Source organism: Flagellimonas iocasae (assembly GCF_042682725.1).
Classification (GTDB): domain Bacteria; phylum Bacteroidota; class Bacteroidia; order Flavobacteriales; family Flavobacteriaceae; genus Flagellimonas; species Flagellimonas iocasae.
On record NZ_JBHUHU010000001.1, the window covers coordinates 1,301,257 to 1,326,425 of the forward strand.

Below are 25,169 nucleotides of genomic sequence, written 5' to 3' on the forward strand. Positions count from 1 at the left end.
TTTTATCGACTCAAATCGCTCTTCTTCATAAAGTTGGGGCAAAATGTCTATTTTTAAGAGGTAATTCAACCTCCATGAAAACCAGATTTGCTGTTTCAATCTGTTTACTTATCCTCAACTGTACACTTCAAGCCCAAAAAGAGGAGCGACTCGATAGCCTTTTAAGCGTATACGAAAACCAGCCGGATGGGATTGAAAAAATTGAAACGCTGGACCAACTCTATTACGGAACATTTCACTTAAGAAAACCGGAAGATGTGTTGCCCTACGTAAAGGAACAGCTTCAACTCTCCAAATCCCTTGACTATAAAAAGGGAGAAGGTGATGCCCTTTTCAATTATGGTAACTACTACCGTCGAATTTACGCTTTTGATTCCGCCCATTATTACTTTGAGCGTGCCGCAACCATTTGGGAAGAATTGGATAATAATGAAGGTAGATTCAAAACCTTTAATGGCCTGGCTAAAATTGAACAGTTACAGGGTGATTTCACCAAATCCTTGGAATTGTACGAGAAGGTCATGGAAACTGCGAAAAACATGGAAAGTGGTATCCGTATCGCCGAAACCAATAGAGAAATTGCCACCATATACATGGACAAAGCGAGTTATGAAATTGGTATAAAATACATGTTAAATGGCCTCCGCGGATTAGATTCCCTTGAAAAACCTTATTTAGAAAAACGTGCCGACATGCTAGTTGGCGTGGGCCGGATAGAAAGCCTTAGAGGAAACGATGAAGCCGCCTTACCTCACCTTTTGGAAGGGCTTAAAATTTTTCAGGAGCAAGGAAATCCTCTTTGGGAATGCATCACCCATACCGAAATTGGCTATGCTTATCTTGGCCTTGACGAAATTGACAAGGGCATTGAGCATTTTAACAAGAGTCTGGAAATCTCCATTTCTTCGGGCAGAAAAGGTTTTGAAGCCATCTGCTACCACAATTTGGGGTTGGCCAACCGAAAAAAGGGAAATCTAGATCTGGCGGAAGACTTTCTCAACAAAAGTATTGCACTCGGCAAAACAACGGCCAACAATAATGTAAGTTCCTACAACGAATTGGGGAGTTTGTTCCTAGAGAAAAATCAAACCGCCGAAGCAATAGAAAATCATACAAAAGCCATTCATTTGGCCGATTCCATACAAAGCCTTGCCGAACTGAAGGATGGTTACGAGGGAAGGTCGCTTGCCTATGAAAAAAGTGGTCAATTTCAGGAAGCATTGGAAGATAAAAAACAATTTATAAGCCTGAATGATTCCATTTTTAATACGGCAAAATCGCAACAAATTGAGGAGCTACGTACCATTTATGAAACCGAAAAAAAGGAACAGCAAATCTCACTGTTAGAGCAAGAAGCTGAAGTGAGCCGCCTTCAAAAAATTGTGCTTGGGGGTGGTTTGGGATTGTCATTATTGATTTTTGGATTCGGGTTTTATGGTATCCGACAGAAACTGAAGCGAAATCAACTGGAAAAGGAAAAGGTTGATGCTGAACTAGCTTTCAAAAAGAAAGAATTGACCACCCATGCTTTACATTTGGCCAAGAAGAATGAAGTTTTGGAAGGTCTAAAACAAAAGGCCGAGGCGCTTAAACAAAATGAAGAATCAAAAAAAGGATACCAACAATTGATTCGCACCATCAATTTTGATTTGCAGGACGACAATAATTGGGAGAATTTCTCCCGCTATTTTGAGGAGGTCCATAAAGATTTCAATAGTAATGTGAAGGCAAAATATCCTCAGGTGACGTCAAATGAGCTTCGTCTTTTATCCCTTTTAAAGATGAATTTGTCCTCGAAAGAGATAGCGAACATCCTCAATATTTCTCCCGAAGGCATCAAAAAAGCACGGTATCGACTTCGCAAAAAGTTGGACATTACTACTGAAGATTCTTTACAGGATTTGGTGCTATCCCTTTAAAAATAGGCCATCGCTGAGGTGTCCACCTCATGTCCCTATATTATTTTAAGAATGTCCACCAGATGTCCACCCTCCATATTTCATTGCTCGTAATCAGTAATTTAGGTTTGTTGTGTCATGAATTTGACAAATGTTTTGTGGTCTTGCTCGGCTAAGGGCTGCAGACCGTTACCGGGCGGGGCACACAAAACAACAATCAAGTTTAACCACAAAACTGAAAATCATGAAAGCAATGCGTAAACCATTCCACGGAATTGCCATACTACTAATGCTAGTATTGGCAATTTCCTGTAGCAAAGGGGACAATATAGAACCCATTGCGGAGGACCCTTGTAAAACCAACCCTTGCGGAAATCCTGAACAATGCCTCGACCAATGTGATGATGAAAACCCAACTGATCCTTCGGGGATAACGGAAGACGACCTTGAGCCAGAAGGCGATATTACTGAAACGGAAAATGGCTATCTCGTTGAAGGCTCATTGACCATGAACACGGATTCTGGTGAACCAATCGTTTTTGCCGAAGCGGATTTGGACGTGCAATTTAATGATGACGGCACTTTAAAAAGTATGAGTGGCACCACGGAAATCCCCGCTCCTACCAATTATTTTGAGTTTGAGACTCCCGTCCAGGCAGATATTGGATTCTTCACCGGAAAATTTTTGAATGAGAATCGAGATTTTGAAATACAACTGGTAGATGAACGCTCCTATTTTGTCTTTGCCATTTCCGCGGGATTGGAATTAAAACTCGGTGTCAATGATGACCCAGATGCTCACAAACCTCTTTCCATTGAGGCTCCGGTGGGCGGCCATATCACTTATATTGCGGATTATACCGACCCTATGTTCTTCTTTTCATTGGGGGGCGATGCCCTTGGCGGTGGAGATGGTGGTGACAATAATAACGGTGGAAGCGATGGGGATTCAAGCCACAACAAACTGTCCAGTGTAAGCTTTGGAGCATCGTTCGGTTCCAATTTCATGTATGTGCCCACCAACCCAGTAGAGGGCAATGTGGTCACATTTCAAGCCAATCAAGTGACCGGGGGAACCGTTTCCTTTTTCAAAATATTGGAAGCCTCAGGGATGTATTATCAAAATAGGGGCTTTAGTGCCGATTTAAACTTTGATGAACCCATGGAATCTGATTTTGGCGTGAACTATCGTTCGGGCATTAATGGTCAACTGGACTTGTCCCTTGACATCACCTCCTTTATTTCCTTTGGTTTTCCTATTGGTTCGGGAAGTGCAGCTGTTGTAGCAGAAGCGTCCACCAATGACGGGGTAGTCGCCAAAGCTTTTATCAATGGTTTGGTTGACCCGGATTTATCATGGTGGCCCAATTTTATCCCACTTATGCCTGATGGAGACCTCAACGCCTATGGTTTTGTAGAGCAAACCGGGAATTTTGATATAGGTATGTCTGGCTCTTTTGAAATTCAAATGCCCACGGGTGACCAAAGTATGGAAGGAGCTGTTCGAGCGACTCCAGAAGCATTCACCATGGAAGGGCAGGTAGTTTCAGGAGATGATGTGTGGGGAGCTTCCGCAGTATTCACAACGAGTGAAACCAAATGTATCGCCACCACCCCAGATAATTTTACGGATGGTATTTCAGAAACGGTAACCGAACAAATTGATGCTGCCATTGCCACCACGGAACAGGCAATTCAAGATTTACAAGATGCCGAAGACCAATATGAATTGGAACTTAGCCTAAGAGGATTGAGAGCTGCACTCCCCGGAATCATCGACCAAGCGCAAGACGCCATTGATGATGCCGTGGCCGCAGGTTTGGCATCAGGAAGGAGCACCATTAATTCTTATCTGAGCGACTATGACCGTATTTTGTGCAGCGACAATCTTTCTGGACAGATTGATGCGATTGTGAGAGGTCACAGAAATGCCCTTACCCGCTTACGTAACGCGGTAAGCGAAACAAACGACAATGCCACAACAAGAGCCGAATTGGAAGGAGCGCTTCGAGATTTGGCAAGTTTAGACCGCATCAACAGAACATTTTCGGTAACCATTATCCATGGGCACAAAACCTTTGGCTGCGGTGACCTTTGGACCATGACCGCAACACGAAGTGTCACCATCAACGAAACAATTCTGACCAGCGGCCAAAAAGCCCAACTTCTTGAAGCTGCCGACAACGTAAAATATATTGAAGAGGCTGATGGTATCCGAATTGAAGCACAGGATATTGTAGATCAATTGCCCACTGTTGAGGAATTGGAAAGTTTAAAAGACAATGTGGAAGCCTGCGTACAGGAATTGACCAATGGCATTGGTGGTGCCGGATTTGTTTATAACCATGATACGGAGGAATTCACCCATTTTGTCATTATCAATGGTGAAGAAAAAGAAGTAGGCACTTTTAATATTTTCAGCAAGAATGAGTTGATAGAAACATCAAGAGCCGAATTGGATGGTTGCGACCCCAATGATGCTTTGAACAAATTATTTGAAGATGCCAAGAGCAGATAATTATTCCACAACTGTATTAGAAGGTTGAAGATTTACTGGAATCCATAAAAAGCAAAAGCCCCGGGAACCACTCCGGGGCTTTCAAATAAAATCAAAACCAACCTAAACATATGAGTTTTACCAACTCAAATTTAAATTTTCATAGCAATTTTCAGTAATGAAACAATTGTAAGAAAAAATACCCTACCTCATTTACAAACTTTTTCGAAAAAAATGGGCTTAATCAATATAAATATCTATTAATCAATATTTTAAAATAGTGAAATCACCACTAAATGGATTTAGGGATTCCAGTAAAGATGGGATCAGGGAACTCCCCATTTCCAGATAGAGTTCCGAAAAATTAAGCTGTCGTTCCTGAAGGGATTTATTGGGAAAAAGTTCATTTTGGATGTCAGTCATCCGAATGACATGATCTTTGAGTTTTCGTTTTTGTGCTTTCAACAAACGCTTTTCCAAAGCATCCAACCCCTTTTTCTGTTTTACCTCTTGCGCCTTTACTGCTCCCAAAAAACTCTTGTCCGTTTGCTCGGTCAATTCGTATAGATGCCTGAATTGTTCCTCCAACAACTCTTTTTGCGGTGAAAAATCAATATCGATATTAGAGATATCCCGAATCTTCTTGTTGATGAAACGATGCTGTTTCAAAAAGAGATGGGAAACCTTCAAATCCAATTTTTCGAGTTTTTTGGATTGCTTTTCCGTAATAATCAAAGCAGAATTGCGCAGCAAAAGCATGGGAAATGTCACTCCCATTTTTCCAAAATACGATTTCAACTCCAACCAATAGGCCAACTCCCCTCCTCCTCCAATATAACAGAGATTCGGCAAAATCACCTCTTGGTACAACGGACGCGCCACCACGTTGGGTGAAAATCGCTCCGGATGTTGATGCAATTCCGTCCTGAGTTCCTCTGGGGTAAAATTAATTTCCGTATTGAACACATGAAACTTGCCATGGTTCTTTATAATTCGCTCGCGAAGCCCATCCTTTAAATAAAAATAATTGATTTCCCTAGGGTTCACCTGAATGGAATAATCCACTGAGACCTTGGATAATTCTGCAATAGATTCTGAAATGGTATGAAAGGGAACGTGCTCAAAAATATCTTTTTCAGCATGGGGAACCAATAATTTCTTTAAAGCCGCATCATCGCCATCCACAATCACCAACCCTTCGGAACCGAACAATGCGTTGGCTAAATAGCGGGTAGCATCTGTCAGTGTGGAATGCTCCAAATACGCGTTTTTGAACAATTTTTTGAGTTCCGCAGCATTGCCTGTATTCCCCAATTCAGGGGACAATAGCTCAAAAACCGCATCTAGTCCTTCGGTGCTTAACGCACCAACCGCTCCAGACGCAGAGCGATTCCACTGTATTTTTTTTCCGTGAAGATTAAAGTAGTTGATCTCATCAAAATCGTGATCTTCCGTGGCCATCCAATACACTGGTACAAAATGAGCATTTGGATGGGAATTTTTAAGCTCCTTGGCCAAATTGATGGTTGATACGATTTTATAGAGAAAATACAACGGCCCTGTAAACAAATTCAGTTGGTGACCCGTAATAATGGTGAACGTATTCTCATTTGCCAAGGAAGCGATGTTATTCTCCGTAGTTTCGGAAACCTCAAATCCCTTGTATTGCTTTTTTAGCGCCTCAACCAATACCTTGCGGTGTGCTGCAGGATAATTTGCTTTCTTTTCCTCAATCTGTTCCTTAAAATTTTCGGCCAGCGGGAATCGGTTATAAAAGGGTTTTAGACCATTGTCCTGATCTAAATAATCACAAATAAGCTTGGAGAAATAACCGGTTTCTTTAAAGGGTATACAATCTACTTCCATTAACACTGCAATGAGGTGGTCAAAGATAAACCTCTTGTTTTTTTCTCATCCTAAAAATACGTTAATTACAATTTAGTCCTTCTGGAACAAAAATTATGACATTAGGTCAATTTATTGTTAGATTTGGTTCTGACTAATCACCTCATACATGATGAAATTTTTACTTTCTTTCGTTGCAATCTTCACTTTTTTCTTTTCGGTTTCTGCTCAATTAAAGTCCCCATCTGAATTTTTGGGATATGAACTGGGTACTCAATTTACAAGGCATCATGAGGTGGTCGATTATTACGAATATTTGGCCAATGAAGCTCCAGATAGGGTGAAGCTTACCATTTACGGAAAGACCAACGAACGCAGACCTTTGCTATTGGCCTATGTCTCTTCCGCAGAAAACATTTCCAATTTGGAAAGTATTCGTCAAGAGCATTTAAAGGATACGCAAGAAGGGGGAAATACCTCAAAGGCCATTGTTTGGTTGAGCTATAATGTCCATGGAAATGAAAGTGTGAGTACCGAAGCCTCCATGAAGACCATTTACGAACTCCTAACCGCTAAAAGCCAATATTTGGAGAATACTGTGATTATTATGGATCCCTGCATCAATCCCGATGGGCGTGACCGCTATAGCAATTGGTACAATCAATACAAAAACACGCCATACCAAGTGGACCCTAACAGCAAGGAACACCATGAAGGTTGGTGGAACGGTCGCAGCAACCACTATATGTTCGACCTGAACCGAGATTGGGCTTGGTTGACCCAAGTTGAGAGTCAGCAGCGGTTAAAAGTTTATAATGAATGGTTGCCCCATGTGCATGTTGACTTTCACGAGCAAGGTAAGAACAACCCATACTATTTTGCGCCTGCGGCTGAACCATATCACGAAGTGATAACCGATTTCCAGCGCAATTTTCAGGAAACCGTAGGTAAAAATCACGCTAAATATTTTGACCAAAATGGCTGGTTTTATTTTACCAAGGAAGTTTTTGACCTATTTTATCCCAGCTATGGTGATACCTACCCCACCTACAACGGGGCCATTGGAATGACCTATGAGCAAGGTGGTGGCGGTGAAGGTGGGCTGGGTGTCATTACCGCAACTGGTGATACCCTTACCTTGAAGGACCGTATTGACCACCATTTTACCACAGGGATATCCACTGTTGAAGTTTCTTCCCAAAATGCTGCGCTCTTGAATTCCGAATTCAAAAAGTTCCACAAGAACCAAAACTTTGCATACAAAAGTTATGTGTTGAACGGGGACAAGGACAAAATTGATGCGCTAAAATCACTGTTGGACAAGCATAAAATTGAATACGGAACCCCTTCAAACGGAACGGTTAAAGGTTTTAATTATAGCACAGGAGGCAACGGCAGTATGTCCACCTCCAACACAAGTATGGTGGTCTCCACAAATCAGACTAAAGGGACCTTGGTAAAGGTGTTGTTTGAGCCCAATGCCAAGTTGAGCGATTCCCTTACCTATGATATTACAGCGTGGTCACTTCCGTATGCCTACGGATTGGATGCGGTTGCTTCCACATCTTTGGTTCCGGCTTCTGCTGGAACAAATCAAACTGCAGCAAATGCCACCCTTGCTTCGGATAGCTATGCCTATATCACTGACTGGAATAGCCTGAAAGATGCCAAATTTCTTGCTGAATTACTGAATTCCGGTATCCGTGTTCGTAAGGCGGACCATCCATTTTCAATTGGAGGGCAATCGTTTGATCGTGGTTCTTTGATCATCACAAAAGGGGACAATCAGTATAAGGAAGATTTTATAGCAGTGCTTAGGGCTGCTGTAGCCAAGTATGGAAAAAATATGACCAATACCAAGACCGGTTTTGTGGATTCTGGAAAGGATTTTGGTTCGTCATCCATCAACATGATCACCAAACCGAAGATTGCAGTGTTGTCTGGAGGGCCCACCTCTACCCTTCGTTTTGGAGAAATCTGGCACTTTTTTGAACAACAATTGCATTATCCGCTCACTGTGCTTGATGATGCTTACATTAACCGGGTTGATTTGGACAAGTACAATGTTTTGATTCTTCCCGGAGGACGATACGGTGACCACTTTGATGAAAAACAACTCCAGAAATTGCAACAATGGGTACGAAAAGGTGGAAAAATCATCGCCATGGGCGGAGCCATTGGTGCTTTGAATGGAGAACATGGGTTCGGCATTCAAAAAAAGAAAATGGAAAATGATTCCGTGGATAATGCACCGAGCCCGCACAAAGATTTAGAACGAGAAATGATTAAAGATGCCATTACCGGTGCCATCTTCAAGACCAAAGTAGACAATACGCATCCGCTGGCCTATGGCTATGACAAGGAGTACTTCACCCTAAAATTAGGTAATGCCAGTTACAACTATTTGGATAATGGCAACGCGGTGTATCTGGAAAACAATACCAAACCATTTTCAGGATTTGCGGGAAGTGAAGCCCAGAAAAAAGTAAAGGAATCCCTTGTTTTTGGTGCTGAAAACTTTGGATCCGGTCAAGTAATCTATATGGTGGACAATCCTTTGTTCCGTGGTTTTTGGGAAAATGGAAAATTGTTCTTCGCCAATGCACTCTTTATGGTAGACTAGCCTCTTCTTAATTGATTTTAAACCGTTTACCGCTAAATTTTAAGAAAACAGAAGCATTTTTCATGCCCGAAATTTTGTATCTTTAATAGAATCTACCGGTATAAATTTTTTGGATATGCGCTTTGTGACTTGTTTTTTTAGAAAAGTATCGTTCGTTGTTATGATGTTGGTCGGCGTATTGCTCTGTCCATCAAATTCTTGGGCTTTTCAGGAAGACCAAGAGAGCAACGATTTTAACCAATATCGGGGTGAAGTAGTCGATGAATCCAGCAACAATCCTCTGGTATTTGCCACCATCTCCGTGGAAGGCACCAACATAAGCACCATTACCAATACCGAAGGAGATTTTCTTTTGAAGGTCCCCAAGGAAATTCAAGATGGCAATGTCATCGTTTCATTTTTGGGATACAAAAGCAAGACCATACCCCTACTTCAATTTCAACCTGAAGGAAATACCATTGGACTTCTTGTTTCGGTGACACAACTGTCAGAAATCAATATCAATGCACCCAAAGATGCAGCCGCGTTGGTAAAAGAGACCTTCGCCCGAAAAGGAGAAAAATATTTTGATGACCCAACATTAATGACTGCTTTTTATCGCGAAACCATTAAAAAGCGAAGGAGGAATGTATCCCTTTCTGAAGCCGTGGTCAGCGTTTACAAAACACCTTACAACTCATCCAGAAATGATGCCGTTGAATTATTCAAGGCTCGAAAAAGTACGGATTACAGTAAATTGGACACTGTAGCCTTAAAACTGCAGGGTGGACCGTTCAACACACTTTATGTGGATATTATGAAATATCCTGAGTACATTTTTTCGGATGGTTCCATAGACAATTATAAATTTTCCTTTGAACGCTCTACTCGAATCAATGAGCGTTTAATTTATGTCATAAAGTTCAATCAACTGGAAACCATTTTGGAACCACTTTATGGCGGAGAACTCTTTATTGATGTGGAGAACAAGACACTAACCAGTGCCATCTACCATCTCAATATCACAGATCAGGATGCAGCTGCGCGGCTTTTTGTCCGAAGAAAACCAGCAGGCGTTGATGTCTGGCCTACCGAAGTGGCCTATCGGGTGGATTACCGAGAAAAAGACGGCAAATGGTACTACGGCTACAGCAGTGTAATGATGGAATTCAAAGTAGATTGGGCGGACAAATTATTCAACTCGGTCTATAGTATGACCGCAGAGATGGCAATTACCGATTGGGAAAAGAATGAAAGCGGAGAATTACCCAGAAACCGGGAACGGGTCAAAAAATCTATAATTCTGAGTGATGAAGCTGTTGGTTTTTCCGACCCTGATTTTTGGGGTGAGTACAATATCATTGAACCCGAAAAGTCCATTGAGTCTGCAATCCGTAAAATTCAGAGGCAATTACGCCGTTCTCAACGCAATAGCAAATAATTGTAAGGGAGAAGTTCATTATTTTTTCGCATTTTTACCACGGCGTTTCAGCTTTGGTCAAATTATGCAACCTCTATTCCATGTCTAAAAGAAGAAACTTTTTAAAATCCGTCGCTGCATTAGGGACTACAACCCTATTGCATCAAACTGGTTGGAGTGCTACGCCAACATCTTTGAGGCCGTTACGCATAAAACCAAAAAAATTGAAGAAAGGGGATACCATAGGTTTGGTCGCCCCAGGGTATTCCGTAGACCCAGAAAAATTTTACCTCGCGGTTGAAACCTTGGAAAAAATGGGATTTAAAACCCATCATACCCATCGCGTTTTAGAGCATGATGGATATTTCAGCAATACGGATGAAGAACGGGCCAAGGATATCATGGAAATGTTCACCAATCCCAAAGTGGATGCCATTCTATGTGTACGTGGTGGTTATGGTTGTACCCGAATTCTGAATCTTCTGGACTATGACCTCATCAAGGAAAACCCCAAACCCCTGATTGGTTTTAGTGATGTTACCGCCTTGATCAACACCATCTTTAAAGAAACTGGATTAGTCGGTTTCCATGGTCCCGTTGGCACAACGCTGGATGACGAGTACAGTCAGCTTTATTTTAAGCGAATATTGATGGAAGGACCGGAAACCATGCTGATGAAAAATGTCATTTTAAAAGATCCCGAAGATTTTTTTGATAGCGAATACCACCGATATACCATAACCCCTGGCACTGGTGAAGGGGAGCTCGTGGGAGGCAATCTTAGCTTAGTGACCGCCATGATGGGCACCCCTTATGAAATTGATTTTACGGACAAATTGGTTGTCCTGGAAGATGTTGAAGAAGCTCCCTATCGCATAGACCGGATGCTCACCCAATTTTCGGAAAGTGAAACATTGCCCCAAGCAAAGGGAATTATCCTCGGGGTGTTCAAGGGTTGCGACCGCTTAAAAATGACTGACAACTTTACCTTGAAAGAAGTCATTACCGATAGGCTGGCCCCATTGGGCATTCCTGCCGTGTATGGTATGAGCTTTGGGCATGTACCCCACAATATCACCATTCCCATTGGCGTAAATGCCCATTTCAATGCCACTAAAAAACAATTTCGATTGATGGAACCTGCTGTTTCTTAAGAGGTTACCTCTCAAAGTTTTTCCTTTCTTATTGAGCTTAGAAGCGATGATTCTTGCCAAAATCTTTTGATTTTACATTAGATTTAATTCCCATTTTAAAAAAAACACGATATTAGCCCTAGCTGTTTACATAAAAATGCTGATTTAAATGGCACAGTTTAAAAAACAGTTATCTACCTCGCCCAAAGTCCATTTCTGACTTTTAACTTAATCTACAAAAATGAAAAACGTACTTCCTAGGTTCGAAAGGCCTATTAAGAGTAAGGATAGTCCGCGTATGGATGTTTCTTACTGGAGCAAAGCAATGGATGCTTATGATGCCAAAAATTATCGATTGGCATTGATTGAAACCATCAACTACATCAATTCCAAAGTGTTGGAGGGAAAATCCATTGATGATGACATTCAAATCGTGCAAGGGCAAGGTTCTGCAGAAATTCAGATGTCCATTACAAAAGATACATTTACGCTAAAGGCTCCTTTTGTAAAGATTACTGAAAAAACCAATAAAGTGGCCCTCTACAGAAGAGTGTCAGAGATTAATTTCTCACCGCTTACCTTGACCCAAATCCGATTAAAGGACAATGAACTCTGGTTTGAATATGAAACACCGATTTCCCTTTGTCAGCCCTATAAAGTGTATGACGTTTTAAGGGAAATAAGTGTGTATTCCGATCATTATGATGATGAATTTATTGAAAAATACAAAGCAGATTTTTATCATGAACTCAAGGTAACTGCACTTTCCGAATCTGAAAAAGAAAAGGTTTGGGAACAAATAAGTGACATTTTGGAAGACTATAGGAACTATAGTGCCTACTTCAAAGAAAAACGATGGAATGATTTCCAGTGGGATATCATTGTTCTCTCTATTTTGAAAATTGTGAACATGCCCTGTGTACATGGAACTTTACGAACCAAACTTGAGGAATATGTAAACAACCTATTTAATGGACAGATTGATTTTAATCACAGAATAGACAAAGGCGTCAATTTTATGCAAAAGCTTCTGGACAAACCCAAGGAGGAATTCTTCCAAGATATCTACCACGCCGAAACTTTGATTTCCCTAAAATGGCGAAGTTCCACAGAAATAGTACAAAACCACGTCAAGAACATGGAAAAATATGTGAACCAATATATCAAGGAAAATAACAATATGATGCTCTGCTACTATTTGCAATATTCCTTTTTAAAAATGATTTACGATTACAATTTGGAAGAGCATCACCAAGATGCAATTTACCATGTGCTTGAAGAAGTTTCAGGAAAAGAATTGCATGAGGCTAGGCCAATACTCTTGACTACGTACCATGATTTTTTAAATGGAGCCGCAGGCAACACCATTGTTGGAAGTCCCGCTTCATCCTCTAAAAACTCAAAAGGGTTCTTCGCTAAATTATTCAGTTAACCAAGAAATAAATAGAAAAGTGGAAAATATAAGAAAATCAGTTTTTAAGATTATAACAGCTTCCGGCACCGGAAGTGGCTTTGTTGTGAGTGGTCACAATTTAATCATTACAAATTACCACGTTGTTCGAGGAGAAAAAATAGTGGCCGTTGAAGATTTCAAAAAGGATAGGTCCGTTGCAAATGTAATCATGGTAAACCCCGAAGTTGACCTTGCGTTTTTACAAATTGATGGCTTTGAGAATAGACAGACCGATATATCGTTGCAAGAAGAAATTATAATCGCAAACACGCAAAGAATTTTTATCAACGGCTATCCTTTTGGAATGCCCTACACCATTACCGAAGGCATTGTTTCTTCGGTCAGCCAACCTATGGGAAGCAGAAATTACATTCAAACAGATGCGGCCGTCAATCCCGGGAATTCTGGTGGACCAATGTTAAATGAGGCGGGAGTTCTTATAGGAGTGACCACATCCAAATTCAACAATGCAGACAATGTTGGGTTTGGAATTAAACACTCTGACGTCATAAAAGAGCTAAATGATTTTTCCCTTCTGCAAAACACCGCGGTATATAATGTCAAATGCAATTCGTGCGACAATTATTCCAACCAAGAGTCAGAGTTTTGTATAAACTGCGGAAACAATATGGACATCTCCATATGGGAAGAGTTTGAAAAAAGCCATTTTGCCCAATTTGTGGAAGGTGCTTTGCAAGATTTAGGAATAAATCCAGTGCTGGGAAGAGCAGGTAGAGATTTCTGGGAGTTTCACCAAGGAAGTGCCCTGATACGAATTTTTGTTTTTAAAAGAGATTATTTGGTGGCTACCTCGCCCATGAACAACCTTCCAAAGCAAAATATTCAAGAATTATTGACCCATTTGCTTGAAAAAAATGTAGAACCCTATAATTTGGGCGTCCATAATAATCAAATTTACCTTTCATATCGGGCGCATCTCTCGGACCTATTTACCGACAACGCTGAAACAATCAAAGAAAACCTTAAGAATTTGGCTCTAAAAGCGGATGATTTGGACAATTTCTTTGCTGACAATTTTGGCTGTGAAATGTCCATAGAATCCAAAGAAGAATATTAAAAAAAGGGGCTCGGGCCCCTTTTTTTAATCCACTGGTTTAAAATTCTTCAAAGTATTGATGATAATGGATACGCAATTCATCAACTGTTCGTGGTTCATCACCAAAGGTGGCGCAAACCGTATAATATTGCCATGGGTGGGCTTGGCCAACAATCCATTTTCTTTCAATGCCAAGCAAATATCCCACGCTGTTGAGCTGTCCTCCGTATCATTGATGACGATGGCATTCAAGAGTCCTTTTCCCCGCACCTTAACCACCAAATCACTGGTTGGAATGAATTTATTCAACTCTTCGCGAAAAACTTTACCCAAAGTCTCGGCATTTTGGGCCAACTCCTCTTCCTTGATGACCTCCAAAGCCGCCATGCCCACAGCTGCCGCAATTGGATTCCCTCCAAAAGTGCTTCCATGACTTCCGGGTGTAATCACTTCCATAATCGCATCATTTGCCAAAACGGCCGATACGGGGTAAGCGCCTCCGGAAAGGGCTTTGCCCAATATTAAAATGTCTGGTTTTACATTTTCATGGTCAACCGCCAGTAATTTACCGGTTCTACCAATCCCGGTTTGAACTTCATCAGCAATAAAAAGCACATTGTACTTCTCGCAAAGTGCCTTGGCCTTCCTCAAATATCCTTCCGATGGAACATAAACTCCAGCCTCTCCTTGAATGGGCTCCACCAAGAACCCAGCTGCATGCGGATTGCTCTCAAGGGCTTTTTCCAAAGCAACCAAATTGTTGTATTCAATTTTGACAAAGCCTTGGGTGTACGGACCATAATCGTCCCGGGCCACAGGATCGTTTGAAAAAGAAATGATGGTCGTGGTTCGTCCGTGAAAATTATTCTCACAAACAATAATCTGGGCTTGGTTTTCTGGAATTCCCTTCTTCTGATAGGCCCACCGTCTACAAATCTTCAATGCAGTTTCAACAGCCTCCGCCCCTGTGTTCATGGGCAGTAGCTTATCGAACCCAAAAGTAGAGGTGGCGTACTCCTCATAACGTCCCAGCATATCATTATAAAATGCCCTTGAGGTCAATGTCAGAGTGTTGGCCTGCTCCATCATGGCCCCAATAATTTTGGGGTGACAATGCCCTTGGTTCACTGCGGAATAGGCCGATAAAAAATCGTAATACCTTTTACCTTCAACATCCCAAACATAAACACCCTCACCGCGACTTAAAACCACGGGCAGTGGATGATAGTTATGGGCTCCATACTTGTTTTCTAAATCAATCGCTTGCTGCGATGTCAAATGCTCTAAAACAGCCATTTTAAATATTTTTAAATCAATAAAACAACCATTCCTACAATACCTTTATTCTTTCGAAGTCTCGAAAAAGCAGCGTGGGAGAGAAATCATCCCTAGAAGTGCCCGCAAATTACAAATTATTGCTTAAAACCAAGCGTTCGGCAGGTTTATTCCCAACTTATGATGCACCAAAGTTTAGGGTCAATTTAAGATGCACTGCACTGCCAAATACCAAAAAGAAGTTACTTTTGCCCCATGCGGAAAAAGAACAGGAGACAGACATTTGAACACGTACAGGTGATTGATGCCGGTGCCAAGGGAAAATCAGTGGGAAAGGCCCCAGATGGACGGGTGATTTTTTTATCGAACGCTATCCCCGGTGATGTGGTGGATGTAATGACCACAAAAAAGCGGAAAGCTTATTTTGAAGGCGTCGCCACCCATTTTCATAGTCTGTCACCCAAAAGAACAACACCTGAATGTGAACATTTTGGGGTTTGTGGTGGATGCAAATGGCAGAATATGGGATATGAGCATCAATTGTCGTTTAAACAAAAGGAGGTTGAAAACAACCTGAAGCGTATTGGACACCTTGAACTGCCTGAAATCACTCCAATTTTAGGTTCCAAAAAACAATATTTTTATCGGAATAAAATGGAATTTTCCTTTTCCAACAGCCGATGGCTCACCCAAAAGGAAATCAATTCTGAAATTGACATTGAGGATAGAAACGCACTGGGCTTTCATATTCCGGGCATGTGGGACAAGATTTTGGACATCAAAAAATGCCATCTACAACAAGACCCATCCAATGCCATCCGCTTGGAAACTAAAAGCTTCGCAACCAAAAATGGATTATCTTTTTTTAACCCCAGAAAGCAAGAGGGGCTTTTACGAACACTGATGATCAGAACCGCTTCCACAGGTGAAATTATGGTTCTAATTCAGTTTTATGAAGATGATAGGGAACAACGCAAGCTTTTATTGAATCATCTTCAAGAGCGATTCCCTGAAATCACGGCCCTGCTCTATGTAATCAACTCCAAACAGAATGACACCATTTACGACCAGGAGGTGATTTGCCATTCAGGTCGTGACCATATTGTGGAGGAAATGGAAGGCCTTCAGTTCAAAATAAATGCAAAGTCGTTTTACCAGACCAATTCCGAACAGGCTTACGAATTATACAAAGTCACGCGTGATTTTGCCAATCTTTCAGGTGATGAGTTGGTTTACGATTTATACACAGGAACCGGTACCATTGCACAATTTGTTTCCAAAAAGGCTAAAAAAGTCATCGGTGTGGAATCGGTACCCGAAGCCATTGAAGATGCCATTGCCAATGCCGAGCACAATAATATCGCCAATGTGGAATTTTATGTGGGCGATATGAAAAATGTGTTCAACCAATCATTTATTGGCCTGCACGGAAAACCCGATGTCATTATCACCGACCCACCCCGGGATGGCATGCACAAGGATGTTGTGGAACAATTGCTAAAAGTGGCACCTCCAAAGATTGTGTATGTGAGCTGTAATAGTGCAACGCAGGCCAGGGACCTTGCCCTCATGAAGCATATGTATGAGGTCACCAAAGTACAGCCGGTGGATATGTTTCCACAGACCCACCACGTTGAAAATGTTGTACTTTTGGAAAAACGGGTATAATTTTTGATTTTAAAAACCGGAATGAAAAAAATCCTCCCCATTTTACTTATCGCATGCTTCCTGATCTATTTTTCATCTTGTGAAAAAGATGATATCTGCGTGGAAGGTGACACCCCGCTTTTGGTCATTGGTTTTTTTGATATTGCCGATACGGCAACGGCCAAAGAGGTGCCCTCCTTGCGAATTACAGCCATCGACAACAATACTGTTTTGGACAATGATTCCTTTAATGATAGGGCCACTTCGCCGGATTCACTGTCGGTTCCCCTTCGAATAGACGCTACCAACACGTCCTATGCATTTATTATGGACTCCGCTGATGATGCTGAGACCGAATTGGAAACCGGGAACAGTGATACCCTGATCATTTCCTATACGAATAGGGAGGCCTTTGTTTCAAGAGCCTGTGGTTTTGTAATGAATTATGATGGGGTTTCAATAGCCTTGCCTGAAAGTGCCAACAACTGGATTCAAGATATCCGCATCGTACAATCAACTGTAGAAAACTCGAACAATATCCATGTTAAAATATTTCATTAGTCTTTTTATCATAATCCTCCCGTTATGGGCACAGGCACAGAGCGAGCCCATTGATCTTCAAGCTAAGGATACGGTGGAATACAAAGATGAGTATGGTCTACGTGTTGGCGCGGATTTAAGCCGCTTGACATTTTCATTTATTGATGAGGATTACACCGGACTGGAACTTGTTGGTGATTATAGAATCACGAGAAAAATGTATCTAGCCGCCGAAATTGGGAATGAAAAAAAACTACAGGATGAAGGTTTAGGCAATACCTTGTTGTATCGCTACGAAACCTCTGGAAGCTATGTGAAGGCCGGGGTGGACATCAATACCTACGAAAACTGGTTTGGCATGAACAACGCCATTACCATTGGTGGGCGCTACGCATTTGCCAGTTTCAACCAAACTCTTCAAGACTACAACATTTATGAAAGTGGCCATTTCTTTAATCCTGATTTGGTACCAGGTGCCAATCCCAATGTGGAGTACAGCGGACTCAGTGCCTCGTGGCTGGAATTCGTTATGGGGGTAAAAGCTGAGCTGTTCGCCAATATTTATATTGGAATGAGTGCCCGTTTAGGCTTTTTGATTACGAATAAGGAAGATGAAAACTTTCCCAACCTTTGGATTCCGGGATTCAACAAGGTAACCAGCGGGAGTAATTTTGGTGTGGGTTATAACTATACCCTCACCTACTTTTTACCGCTTTACAAAAAATCCAAAAAGAAGAAGGAGACCAATACAACAGAAGCGCAATGAAAAACACATTGATCAATTATGTTGAATTCAAGGCCAAAGACCTCCCAAAGGTGAAAGCCTTTTATTTGGCAGCTTTTGGATGGACCTTTACTGATTACGGCCCGGATTACGTCGCTTTTACTGAAAGTGGCCTAGAGGGTGGTTTCGAAAAAACTGAAGATGATGTTGTCAATGGAGTGCTTGTGGTTCTCTATCATGAAAACCTGGAGGACATTCAACAAAAGGTTATCCAAGCCGGTGGAACTATTGTACAGGAAATTTTTTCATTCCCAGGCGGGCGTAGATTTCATTTTACAGACCCCTCGGGCAATGAACTGGCCATTTGGTCCGACAACTAGATTATTGAAAAATAAAAAAGAGCCTGCTTCCGCAGGCTCTTTTCGTCAGTAATTAATTTGAGTTAGTTGAGTAATCTAAATTTTCTTGAGTTAGTTAGTTTGCTTCTTCAAGGCTCCAAAAATAAACATTTTGATAAACTTTAGTAAATTTTAACTTAACATTACTGTCATTTTTCAAAACAGTGACTGCTAACCTTCGTTAAACCTCGCTTTCTTGCTGCCCTCATAAATTTCGTATTTCACCAATCGAGCCTCCAGTTTCCCATTAAATGCCTTAATTTTTCTAGAAGTTTTAAGCCCAACATACTTTAAAGCCTCCAAATTGGATGTAATCAGCCATGCATCTGTTCCCGGATAATTTTGCTTCAAGGTGTCCCCTATTTTGGTATAAAACTCCTCCATTTCAATAGGTAGACGTTCACCATAAGGTGGGTTGAACACCATGTGTAATTTTCCATCCACGGGCTTTTCCGTCCTGAAAAAATCATTTCTTTCTATGGTTACATACTCCGTGAGATTGGCATTGTCCACATTCTCCTGCGCTTTTCGAACCGCGGAAGGAGCTTTATCATACCCAATGATCTTGTGATGGAATTCCCTGGTTTTGTTTAAACTGGCGTCGACAATCTTTTGGTGCAATTCTGCATCATAATCGGCCCAATTCATAAAAGCATAGGATTCCCTGTTGATGTTTGCCGGAATATTACACGCAATCATTCCAGCTTCAATCAAAAATGTACCACTTCCGCACATCGGGTCAAAAAAATCCGTTTGTCCATCCCAACCGCTCTGTAAAAGCAGACCGGCGGCCAAAACCTCGTTTATAGGCGCAATGTTTGTTGAGATTCGATACCCTCGTTGGTGCAGCGAAGCCCCGGAACTATCCAAAGAAACGGTACACTCATTTTTATAGATGTGAATGTTGATGCGGATATCCGCATCTTGCGAATTTACATTGGGTCGTTGCCGAACCACCGCTCTAAATTTGTCCACAATGGCATCCTTGGCCTTTAGTGACACAAACATGGAGTTATTAAATAGATCGGAATTCACCGTGGAATCGATGGCAAATGTCTTTTCCTTATGAAAAATACTGGGCCAATCCACATTGTACACATTTTTGTAAAGGTCTTTTTCACTGTAAACCTTAAAAGTGGCGATGGGTTTTAAAACTTTTAGCGCCGTTCGAAGACAAAGATTGGCCTTGTAGAGAAATCCTAAATCTCCTTCAAAGGTTACATTTCTAACTCCCTCCTCCACATGGCCCGCACCTAGATTCCTCAATTCTTTTGCTAAAAGCGGTTCAAATGCGAATAAGGTCTTGGCCAACATCTTAAAATTTCCTGCCATCTTTTCTTAAAGTCTTTCCACAAAAATAGGCTATTTTTAACCCTTCAACCCAGCATATGGATTTTCCTTTTTTAATTGTGTTCCTAATCCCTATTGTGGCTGTTTGGGCCGGTTTTGCCTTTGTTTGGTTGGCAAAACCTACAAACACAAGCAATATTAAACTATTGCTGGCCTTTAGTGGTGCGTTTTTATTGGCTTTGACCTTTTTTGAACTCCTCCCGGAAGTGTATGAAGGCCACGACCCAAAAACGATTGCCCTGTACATATTGGCGGGAATCTTACTCCAAGTTTTTTTGGAGTTCTTCTCGAAAGGTGCGGAACATGGACACATGCATTTTAATCTCGAGGAAACCAAGTTTCCGCTTTTTTTATTCTTAAGTCTTTGCATCCATGCGTTGGTGGAAGGCGTACCCATTCACGGCAATGATCCCATTTTGTATGGTATCATCATTCACAAAATCCCAGTGGCCATTATTCTCAGCATTTTCTTGGTCAACTCCAAAATGGAACTGGTTTGGGCACTGCTTTTTATGGCCATGTTCTCATTAATGACCCCGCTCGGTAGCTATTTGGCAACACAGTCCGAATGGGTTGCCAATTATGGCCATTTATTGACTTCGTTGGCCATTGGAGTGTTCCTGCACATTTCAACCATTATCTTGTTTGAAAGTTCTCAAGCGCACGCTTTTAATCTTCGAAAATTGTTGGTGATTATCCTTGGAATTGGGATTGCTTATTTGATATAGATTCTGGTGGTATAACTAACAAAAAGCGGTTTTTGTTTCTTAATCAACCGGATTCTTTCAGATGCCTTTAGTTCTTTTTTGTTTCATCTAAAATTAACTTACAAAACAGTTCATTTAACGAATTTTCTGTCAAAATTGGTGTAATGGTCATATATTGACCATCAACTAATTGATTTGGAACCTTATTGTTGTTCAATGAAACATTTTTCGCCGACTTTACTATTGCTGCTCCTCATTTTTACGCTATTTTCCTGTTCTTCAGATTCTGAAGATCCTACCCCAGAGCCCGATGTGATTGCCCCAACAGTGGATTTTACGATACCTGGTGCTTCAGGAACGGGTGGTTCACGACCTGTGGTGGTAAGCAATCAAATTCAAATCAATATCGATGCGAAAGATACCGAAGGCATTGCCAAGGTTGAGGCTTTTATTGATGGGCAAAAAGTTGGGGAGGATACCACCGCCCCCTATCAAATCACCATAGATGTTTCCGGGTATACCTCTAAAATGTCCCAAACGGCAAAGTTCACAGACTATGTTCTAAAAATAGTAGTGACCGATACTTCGGGAAACACTTCTTCAAAAGAGCAGGTAATCAATATTGACAATGCATTGCCTTTGATTACTGAAGTTTCGCTAACTAATGGTCAAGTAATAGGAGGTGATACCAACCCCATCACTTTTAGTGCAGGAGATAACGAGGGGTTATCCGGAGTCAACATCTATATCAATGATGAGTTGATTTCCGAGATCATTGATAATGTATATCAGTTCAACCTCAATACGTTGGAGTTAGCCGACGGGGAAAACACCATGAAAATCGAGGCAACGGACTTGGCGGAAAATACAACTTCGCATGAAGTAGTATTTATTGCCGACAATACTGGACCTGAAATTGTTGCCAATAGCGTTGAGGAAGGTCAGATTCTGGATGAGGAATTTATTATGTCCACTACACTTTCTGATACATATTCAAGTGTAACAATGCTTATTGTTACACTTGGGGAACTAAATTTCTTTTCTGCTGGTGTTGATTTTCCAGCTGGAACTGATGGCCAAGTTGATTTTAATTTGAATCCAGAAGATTATTACACTGGTGAGCAAATTTTAAAAATAACAGCTTTTGATTCATTGGGAAACACATCTGAACTGGAAATTCCTATTATTATAATGAGAAAACTTATCACTGTCAACTTCCCAGAACAAAATGTTAATCCAGAACGAATTTCCTATTATTTATTTGCTTCAAAAATGTCTGGGGAACTATTAGCCGTTCAGCAAGTTTCTCCTGAAAACAGTTCTGCTACATTGCGGACTGCCATCGATATTGGGGTAAATGAAGACTTTATGTTAACCTTTGCAGATCAAATATCAGGACGATTTGGTGAAACCAATGAATTGACAACCATCCAAAACATCACTAGAAACAGCTTCAAAGAAATAAATCTTGGGCCCCGGCCACAATTTAGAAGTCAGTTCAATCCTGTTTACCCCATTCAATTTGGACTAGATGAAGCTATTTGGAGTGATCAAGGCGAGTTTTGGACGCTATCAGGCGGTAACAGTTTTGACACCGCTGTCTTCGGTCAGTCTCATTTGTTGTCCTCAGGAAATCCGGCTCCCAATCAAATTACGATAGAAAGATTCCAGAATATCTCGAATAACCTTCAATCTCAAAGAGTGTTTTTATCCCTAAAAGATAGAAATAATGGATTAAGCTCATATGCATTAATCAATGTAGAGGATTTATCAAATGATTTTATAATAGACGCTTCCCTTTTTAATACCTATGACGATGGGTACAGGGAATTTTTTATCAATGACACCGGATCGGGATACCCTGAATCTGCTGCTGCTGAAATAAAAATTGTAGGGTACTTGAATCAGGAAGATTTTGAAAACAACATTTATCATGAAATGGAAAGTATTGGATATGGACCTGGACTTCCCCAAAGCATGAAGTTTTGGGCCATTGATATTTTTGAAAAACATAGAAATACAATAAGATTGAGCAACACTGTGATTGAAAGCATTGGGGAGCCCCAACAATCATATTCAACCTTAGATTGGAATGTTGACTTTACCTTTGCCAACAACGAATTTTCAATTGCCGCAAACAGCAATAATGAAGCCATATTAGGACAGGTATTTATTTCTGATGATATAGCCTTGCATCAAGGAACTGGCACCTTTACTGTTATGAATGGAAGAGAACAAACCTATAAATGGAGCTTGATTTTTGATGTAAACCAACAGGACAACGTTATACTTCCTTCATTACCAGTAGAATTGGAATCTTGGAGATTCCATGAAAATTATCAAAGCCAGGAGCACAATGAAAAACAGGTTGAAATAAGAAAATACGAAAATCTGTCATCATATGATGAATATTTAAACCAAATAATAAAAGACAATCAATATTGGTATTTGGTTTCACCAAAAAAGGAAATCATGTACAATTCAGGTGCCACTGGTGCCTACAATAATCCTAATCATTTCATTCTTGATTAGATTCTTTATGCGAGCCCTTTATATATCATCACCCAATGACTAATGGCACCACCCAGTACAAAAAAGTGCCATATCAAATGGTTGTAGGGAATTTTTTTTACCGCATAAAAGACAATTCCCAACGTATAAAAAGCGCCACCCAAGGATAGGTACAACAATCCTGGTCCAGAAAGATTCTCAAGCAAATATGGCAAATCAATAACAATGATCCAGCCCATAACTCCATAAAGTACAAGGGAAAAAACTTCAAATCTCCCTGTGAAAAACAACTTTAAAATAGTCCCAAACAAAGCGATTCCCCAAACCAAATAAAATAACAACCACCCTTTCGAAGGAAGAAGTACGGTAAGGCAAACAGGTGTATACGTACCCGCTATCAGATAGTAAATACTGATGTGGTCCCAAATGCGAAGCTTCTTTTTCACCTTTGGGTTTTGCACGGAATGATATACCGTTGAAGCCATAAATAACAACACCAAGGAAAAACAATAGACCAAAACACTGCCATATAAATAAGGTGTTGTAGTCAAGTCTTTTTGAAACAATACAATCCCACCAATTATGGCCAACACAATACCAAGGGCATGCGAATACGCATTCCACTTTTCTTCCAGTAAAACAGGGTCAGATTTAGGTGTCAAGCAAATTATTTATAACGTTTGCCGTGTTTAACGACCAAATCCACATCTTGAAGCAATTCAATATACCGCAGTACATCGCCCTTAACCGCAATGATATCCGCGTATTTGCCAGGGGTAACCGTACCGACTTCGTCTGCCACTCCCATCCACAAGGATGGCCAGTACGTTGCTGCACGAATTGCATACATGGGGTCTAATCCAAATTCATTTACCCAAACATCAAGCTCATTCCAAGTAGATTGGCTGTGGAACTTCATAGGAATTCCACTATCCGTACCAATCAGTAAAACAACCCCAGCATCCATTAGCTGCTTCATCTTCGTCTGTAATGTTGGTCTTCGGGAAGGTGTCAATTGAAAATACGGAAGTCTATCAGGGTGTTTAAAACTATTCTTGATATCTGTGATTACGGTATCTGGCAATCCTAAATGCCAAGAATCGTTATCCAGTATTTCCGGATTGTCTCGTAAATATTCATAATTATACAGCGGATCTACCGTTGGACACCAAAACATAGGACCTTTGTTCATTTGAGCGGTGCGCTCCTCTATCGATTTAATTATATCATCAGGATAACTAGGCGCCGATGACAATCCGGTATGTTCAAAGCAATCGACTCCTACCTCCAACCCCCTTCTTATTTCATCAGGGCGATGGCCATGGGCGACAACTTTTAGATTATGTTTATGCGCTTCATCAACAATAGCACTGAGTTCCTCCATGGTCATGTGGTCATGGTCAATGAGTTTGATGACATCCACTCCAGCACTGGCTAATTTCCGAATTTTTTTACGACCATCTTCCGCTCCTTTGACCCCCCAACGAAAATCTTCAGTACCGGGATACGGTTCATGTTGAATAAATGGTCCGGACACATATAAAGTTGCTCCTGGGATTTCACCCGAATTGATTTTATCGCGCACCGCAATACTTTCTTCAAGTGGAGCACCCAAATCCCTTGCACTTGTAACACCCGCCAACAATAACTGATGGGCCGAAGCAGGCATAATGACATCTTTAAGTAGCGGTGGATAGGTTTTGTCCCAATAGTCATAATCGGCATGTCCATTGATCATGGTATGCACATGCATATCCCAAAGACCGGGCAACACACTCATCCCTTCGGTGGAAATAACTTCGGCATTCGCTGGAACGGCTAGGGTCTCAACAGTTCCTACAGCCTTTATGCGTTCACCTTCTATTATAATAACGCTATTTTTAATCGGGTCTGAGCCATATCCATCTATCAACGTGCCCCCTACCAGAGCCTTTAACTGGTTTTCTTGGGAAAATAATAGGATGGAAAATAGTAAAAGGCAGGAGGTCAATAGAAGTTTACGCATGGTTGGTTTTGTTTTGCTTAAAGATAATGCATAAAAACAAAAAAGCCCCTCACTTATCGTGAGGGGCTTTCGAGGAAGGCGGCTACCTACTCTCCCACCTGGTGTGG

18 protein-coding genes are annotated in these 25,169 nt (G+C 41.1%); 13 read left to right on the plus strand and 5 right to left on the minus strand.

Going from position 1 to position 25,169, the window contains the following annotated elements; all coding sequences use genetic code 11:
- Positions 1–74 precede the first annotated feature (74 nt).
- Both ACFSJE_RS05720 and ACFSJE_RS05725 read left to right on the plus strand, forming a co-directional pair.
- Positions 75–1,919 carry a tetratricopeptide repeat protein gene (locus ACFSJE_RS05720; RefSeq protein WP_379830010.1) on the plus strand — a complete coding sequence of 615 codons (1,845 nt, stop codon included), beginning with the start codon at positions 75–77 and terminating at the stop codon, positions 1,917–1,919.
- A gap of 223 nt (positions 1,920–2,142) precedes the next feature.
- Positions 2,143–4,416: a TrbJ/VirB5 family protein gene (locus tag ACFSJE_RS05725; protein WP_379830011.1), complete on the plus strand. Its 2,274-nt coding sequence runs from the start codon at positions 2,143–2,145 to the stop codon at positions 4,414–4,416.
- A 243-nt stretch (positions 4,417–4,659) separates the two neighbouring features.
- On the opposite strand, the gene bshC is transcribed toward ACFSJE_RS05725, so the two are convergent.
- Positions 4,660–6,261 carry a bacillithiol biosynthesis cysteine-adding enzyme BshC gene (gene bshC, locus ACFSJE_RS05730; protein WP_379830012.1) on the minus strand — a complete coding sequence of 534 codons (1,602 nt, stop codon included), beginning with the start codon at positions 6,259–6,261 and terminating at the stop codon, positions 4,660–4,662.
- Positions 6,262–6,412: 151 nt separating this feature from the next.
- Here bshC and ACFSJE_RS05735 point away from each other — a divergent pair, with 151 nt between their 5' ends.
- From ACFSJE_RS05735 to ACFSJE_RS05755, 5 genes are all read left to right on the plus strand, one after another.
- A complete protein-coding gene (locus ACFSJE_RS05735) occupies positions 6,413–8,863 on the plus strand; it encodes a M14 family metallopeptidase (protein WP_379830046.1) in 2,451 nt (816 codons plus the stop codon).
- 115 nt (positions 8,864–8,978) lie between these two features.
- Complete coding sequence (locus ACFSJE_RS05740) at positions 8,979–10,283, plus strand: carboxypeptidase-like regulatory domain-containing protein (protein WP_379830013.1); 1,305 nt, start codon at positions 8,979–8,981, stop codon at positions 10,281–10,283.
- Positions 10,284–10,363: 80 nt separating this feature from the next.
- Positions 10,364–11,416 carry a S66 peptidase family protein gene (locus ACFSJE_RS05745; protein WP_379830014.1) on the plus strand — a complete coding sequence of 351 codons (1,053 nt, stop codon included), beginning with the start codon at positions 10,364–10,366 and terminating at the stop codon, positions 11,414–11,416.
- 220 nt (positions 11,417–11,636) lie between these two features.
- On the plus strand, positions 11,637–12,827 hold the full coding sequence (locus tag ACFSJE_RS05750; protein WP_379830015.1) for a type III secretion system chaperone family protein: 1,191 nt from the start codon (positions 11,637–11,639) through the stop codon (positions 12,825–12,827).
- Between the two features lie 19 nt (positions 12,828–12,846).
- Entirely contained in the window at positions 12,847–13,926 is a 1,080-nt protein-coding gene (locus ACFSJE_RS05755) for a trypsin-like peptidase domain-containing protein (protein ID WP_379830016.1), read from the plus strand.
- A gap of 24 nt (positions 13,927–13,950) precedes the next feature.
- Here ACFSJE_RS05755 and rocD read toward each other — a convergent pair whose 3' ends face one another.
- Positions 13,951–15,201, minus strand: a complete 1,251-nt coding sequence (gene rocD, locus ACFSJE_RS05760) for an ornithine--oxo-acid transaminase (protein WP_379830017.1) — start codon at positions 15,199–15,201, stop codon at positions 13,951–13,953.
- A gap of 234 nt (positions 15,202–15,435) precedes the next feature.
- On the opposite strand from rocD, the gene rlmD reads away from it, so the two are divergent.
- Genes rlmD through ACFSJE_RS05780 form a run of 4 tightly spaced genes read left to right on the plus strand, consistent with a single transcriptional unit; the run spans position 15,436 to position 18,471 of the window.
- Positions 15,436–16,848: a 23S rRNA (uracil(1939)-C(5))-methyltransferase RlmD gene (gene rlmD, locus ACFSJE_RS05765; protein ID WP_379830018.1), complete on the plus strand. Its 1,413-nt coding sequence runs from the start codon at positions 15,436–15,438 to the stop codon at positions 16,846–16,848.
- A 21-nt stretch (positions 16,849–16,869) separates the two neighbouring features.
- Positions 16,870–17,388 carry a DUF6452 family protein gene (locus ACFSJE_RS05770; RefSeq protein WP_379830019.1) on the plus strand — a complete coding sequence of 173 codons (519 nt, stop codon included), beginning with the start codon at positions 16,870–16,872 and terminating at the stop codon, positions 17,386–17,388.
- On the plus strand, positions 17,369–18,133 hold the full coding sequence (locus ACFSJE_RS05775; protein WP_379830020.1) for a DUF6048 family protein: 765 nt from the start codon (positions 17,369–17,371) through the stop codon (positions 18,131–18,133). The genes ACFSJE_RS05770 and ACFSJE_RS05775 overlap by 20 nt, the downstream gene beginning before the upstream one ends.
- Positions 18,130–18,471, plus strand: a complete 342-nt coding sequence (locus ACFSJE_RS05780; RefSeq protein WP_379830021.1) for a VOC family protein — start codon at positions 18,130–18,132, stop codon at positions 18,469–18,471. Before ACFSJE_RS05775 ends, ACFSJE_RS05780 begins: the two co-directional genes overlap by 4 nt.
- 189 nt (positions 18,472–18,660) lie before the next feature.
- On the opposite strand, the gene ACFSJE_RS05785 is transcribed toward ACFSJE_RS05780, so the two are convergent.
- Entirely contained in the window at positions 18,661–19,821 is a 1,161-nt protein-coding gene (locus ACFSJE_RS05785) for a THUMP domain-containing class I SAM-dependent RNA methyltransferase (protein ID WP_379830022.1), read from the minus strand.
- A 56-nt stretch (positions 19,822–19,877) separates the two neighbouring features.
- On the opposite strand from ACFSJE_RS05785, the gene ACFSJE_RS05790 reads away from it, so the two are divergent.
- The gene (locus ACFSJE_RS05790) at positions 19,878–20,567 is read left to right on the plus strand and encodes a ZIP family metal transporter (protein WP_379830023.1); all 690 of its coding nucleotides are present in this window, start codon (positions 19,878–19,880) and stop codon (positions 20,565–20,567) included.
- A 195-nt stretch (positions 20,568–20,762) separates the two neighbouring features.
- Positions 20,763–23,078: an Ig-like domain-containing protein gene (locus tag ACFSJE_RS05795; protein WP_379830024.1), complete on the plus strand. Its 2,316-nt coding sequence runs from the start codon at positions 20,763–20,765 to the stop codon at positions 23,076–23,078.
- A gap of 5 nt (positions 23,079–23,083) precedes the next feature.
- Here the strand turns inward: ACFSJE_RS05795 and trhA are convergent, their stop codons facing one another.
- Positions 23,084–23,719: a PAQR family membrane homeostasis protein TrhA gene (trhA, locus tag ACFSJE_RS05800; protein WP_379830025.1), complete on the minus strand. Its 636-nt coding sequence runs from the start codon at positions 23,717–23,719 to the stop codon at positions 23,084–23,086.
- Between the two features lie 5 nt (positions 23,720–23,724).
- Positions 23,725–25,062: an amidohydrolase family protein gene (locus ACFSJE_RS05805; RefSeq protein ID WP_379830026.1), complete on the minus strand. Its 1,338-nt coding sequence runs from the start codon at positions 25,060–25,062 to the stop codon at positions 23,725–23,727.
- Between the last annotated feature and the right edge of the window lie 107 nt (positions 25,063–25,169).

Excerpts from the sequence above, each read along its gene's own strand:
- ACFSJE_RS05720 (WP_379830010.1), top strand. The coding sequence starts at position 75 with ATGAAAACCAGATTTGCTGTTTCAATCTGTTTACTTATCCTCAACTGT.
- ACFSJE_RS05725 (WP_379830011.1), top strand. The coding sequence starts at position 2,143 with ATGAAAGCAATGCGTAAACCATTCCACGGAATTGCCATACTACTAATG.
- bshC (WP_379830012.1), bottom strand. The coding sequence starts at position 6,261 with ATGGAAGTAGATTGTATACCCTTTAAAGAAACCGGTTATTTCTCCAAG.
- ACFSJE_RS05735 (WP_379830046.1), top strand. The coding sequence starts at position 6,413 with ATGAAATTTTTACTTTCTTTCGTTGCAATCTTCACTTTTTTCTTTTCG.
- ACFSJE_RS05740 (WP_379830013.1), top strand. The coding sequence starts at position 8,979 with ATGCGCTTTGTGACTTGTTTTTTTAGAAAAGTATCGTTCGTTGTTATG.
- ACFSJE_RS05745 (WP_379830014.1), top strand. The coding sequence starts at position 10,364 with ATGTCTAAAAGAAGAAACTTTTTAAAATCCGTCGCTGCATTAGGGACT.
- ACFSJE_RS05750 (WP_379830015.1), top strand. The coding sequence starts at position 11,637 with ATGAAAAACGTACTTCCTAGGTTCGAAAGGCCTATTAAGAGTAAGGAT.
- rocD (WP_379830017.1), bottom strand. The coding sequence starts at position 15,201 with ATGGCTGTTTTAGAGCATTTGACATCGCAGCAAGCGATTGATTTAGAA.
- rlmD (WP_379830018.1), top strand. The coding sequence starts at position 15,436 with ATGCGGAAAAAGAACAGGAGACAGACATTTGAACACGTACAGGTGATT.
- ACFSJE_RS05770 (WP_379830019.1), top strand. The coding sequence starts at position 16,870 with ATGAAAAAAATCCTCCCCATTTTACTTATCGCATGCTTCCTGATCTAT.
- ACFSJE_RS05775 (WP_379830020.1), top strand. The coding sequence starts at position 17,369 with ATGTTAAAATATTTCATTAGTCTTTTTATCATAATCCTCCCGTTATGG.
- ACFSJE_RS05780 (WP_379830021.1), top strand. The coding sequence starts at position 18,130 with ATGAAAAACACATTGATCAATTATGTTGAATTCAAGGCCAAAGACCTC.
- ACFSJE_RS05785 (WP_379830022.1), bottom strand. The coding sequence starts at position 19,821 with ATGGCAGGAAATTTTAAGATGTTGGCCAAGACCTTATTCGCATTTGAA.
- ACFSJE_RS05790 (WP_379830023.1), top strand. The coding sequence starts at position 19,878 with ATGGATTTTCCTTTTTTAATTGTGTTCCTAATCCCTATTGTGGCTGTT.
- ACFSJE_RS05795 (WP_379830024.1), top strand. The coding sequence starts at position 20,763 with ATGAAACATTTTTCGCCGACTTTACTATTGCTGCTCCTCATTTTTACG.
- ACFSJE_RS05805 (WP_379830026.1), bottom strand. The coding sequence starts at position 25,062 with ATGCGTAAACTTCTATTGACCTCCTGCCTTTTACTATTTTCCATCCTA.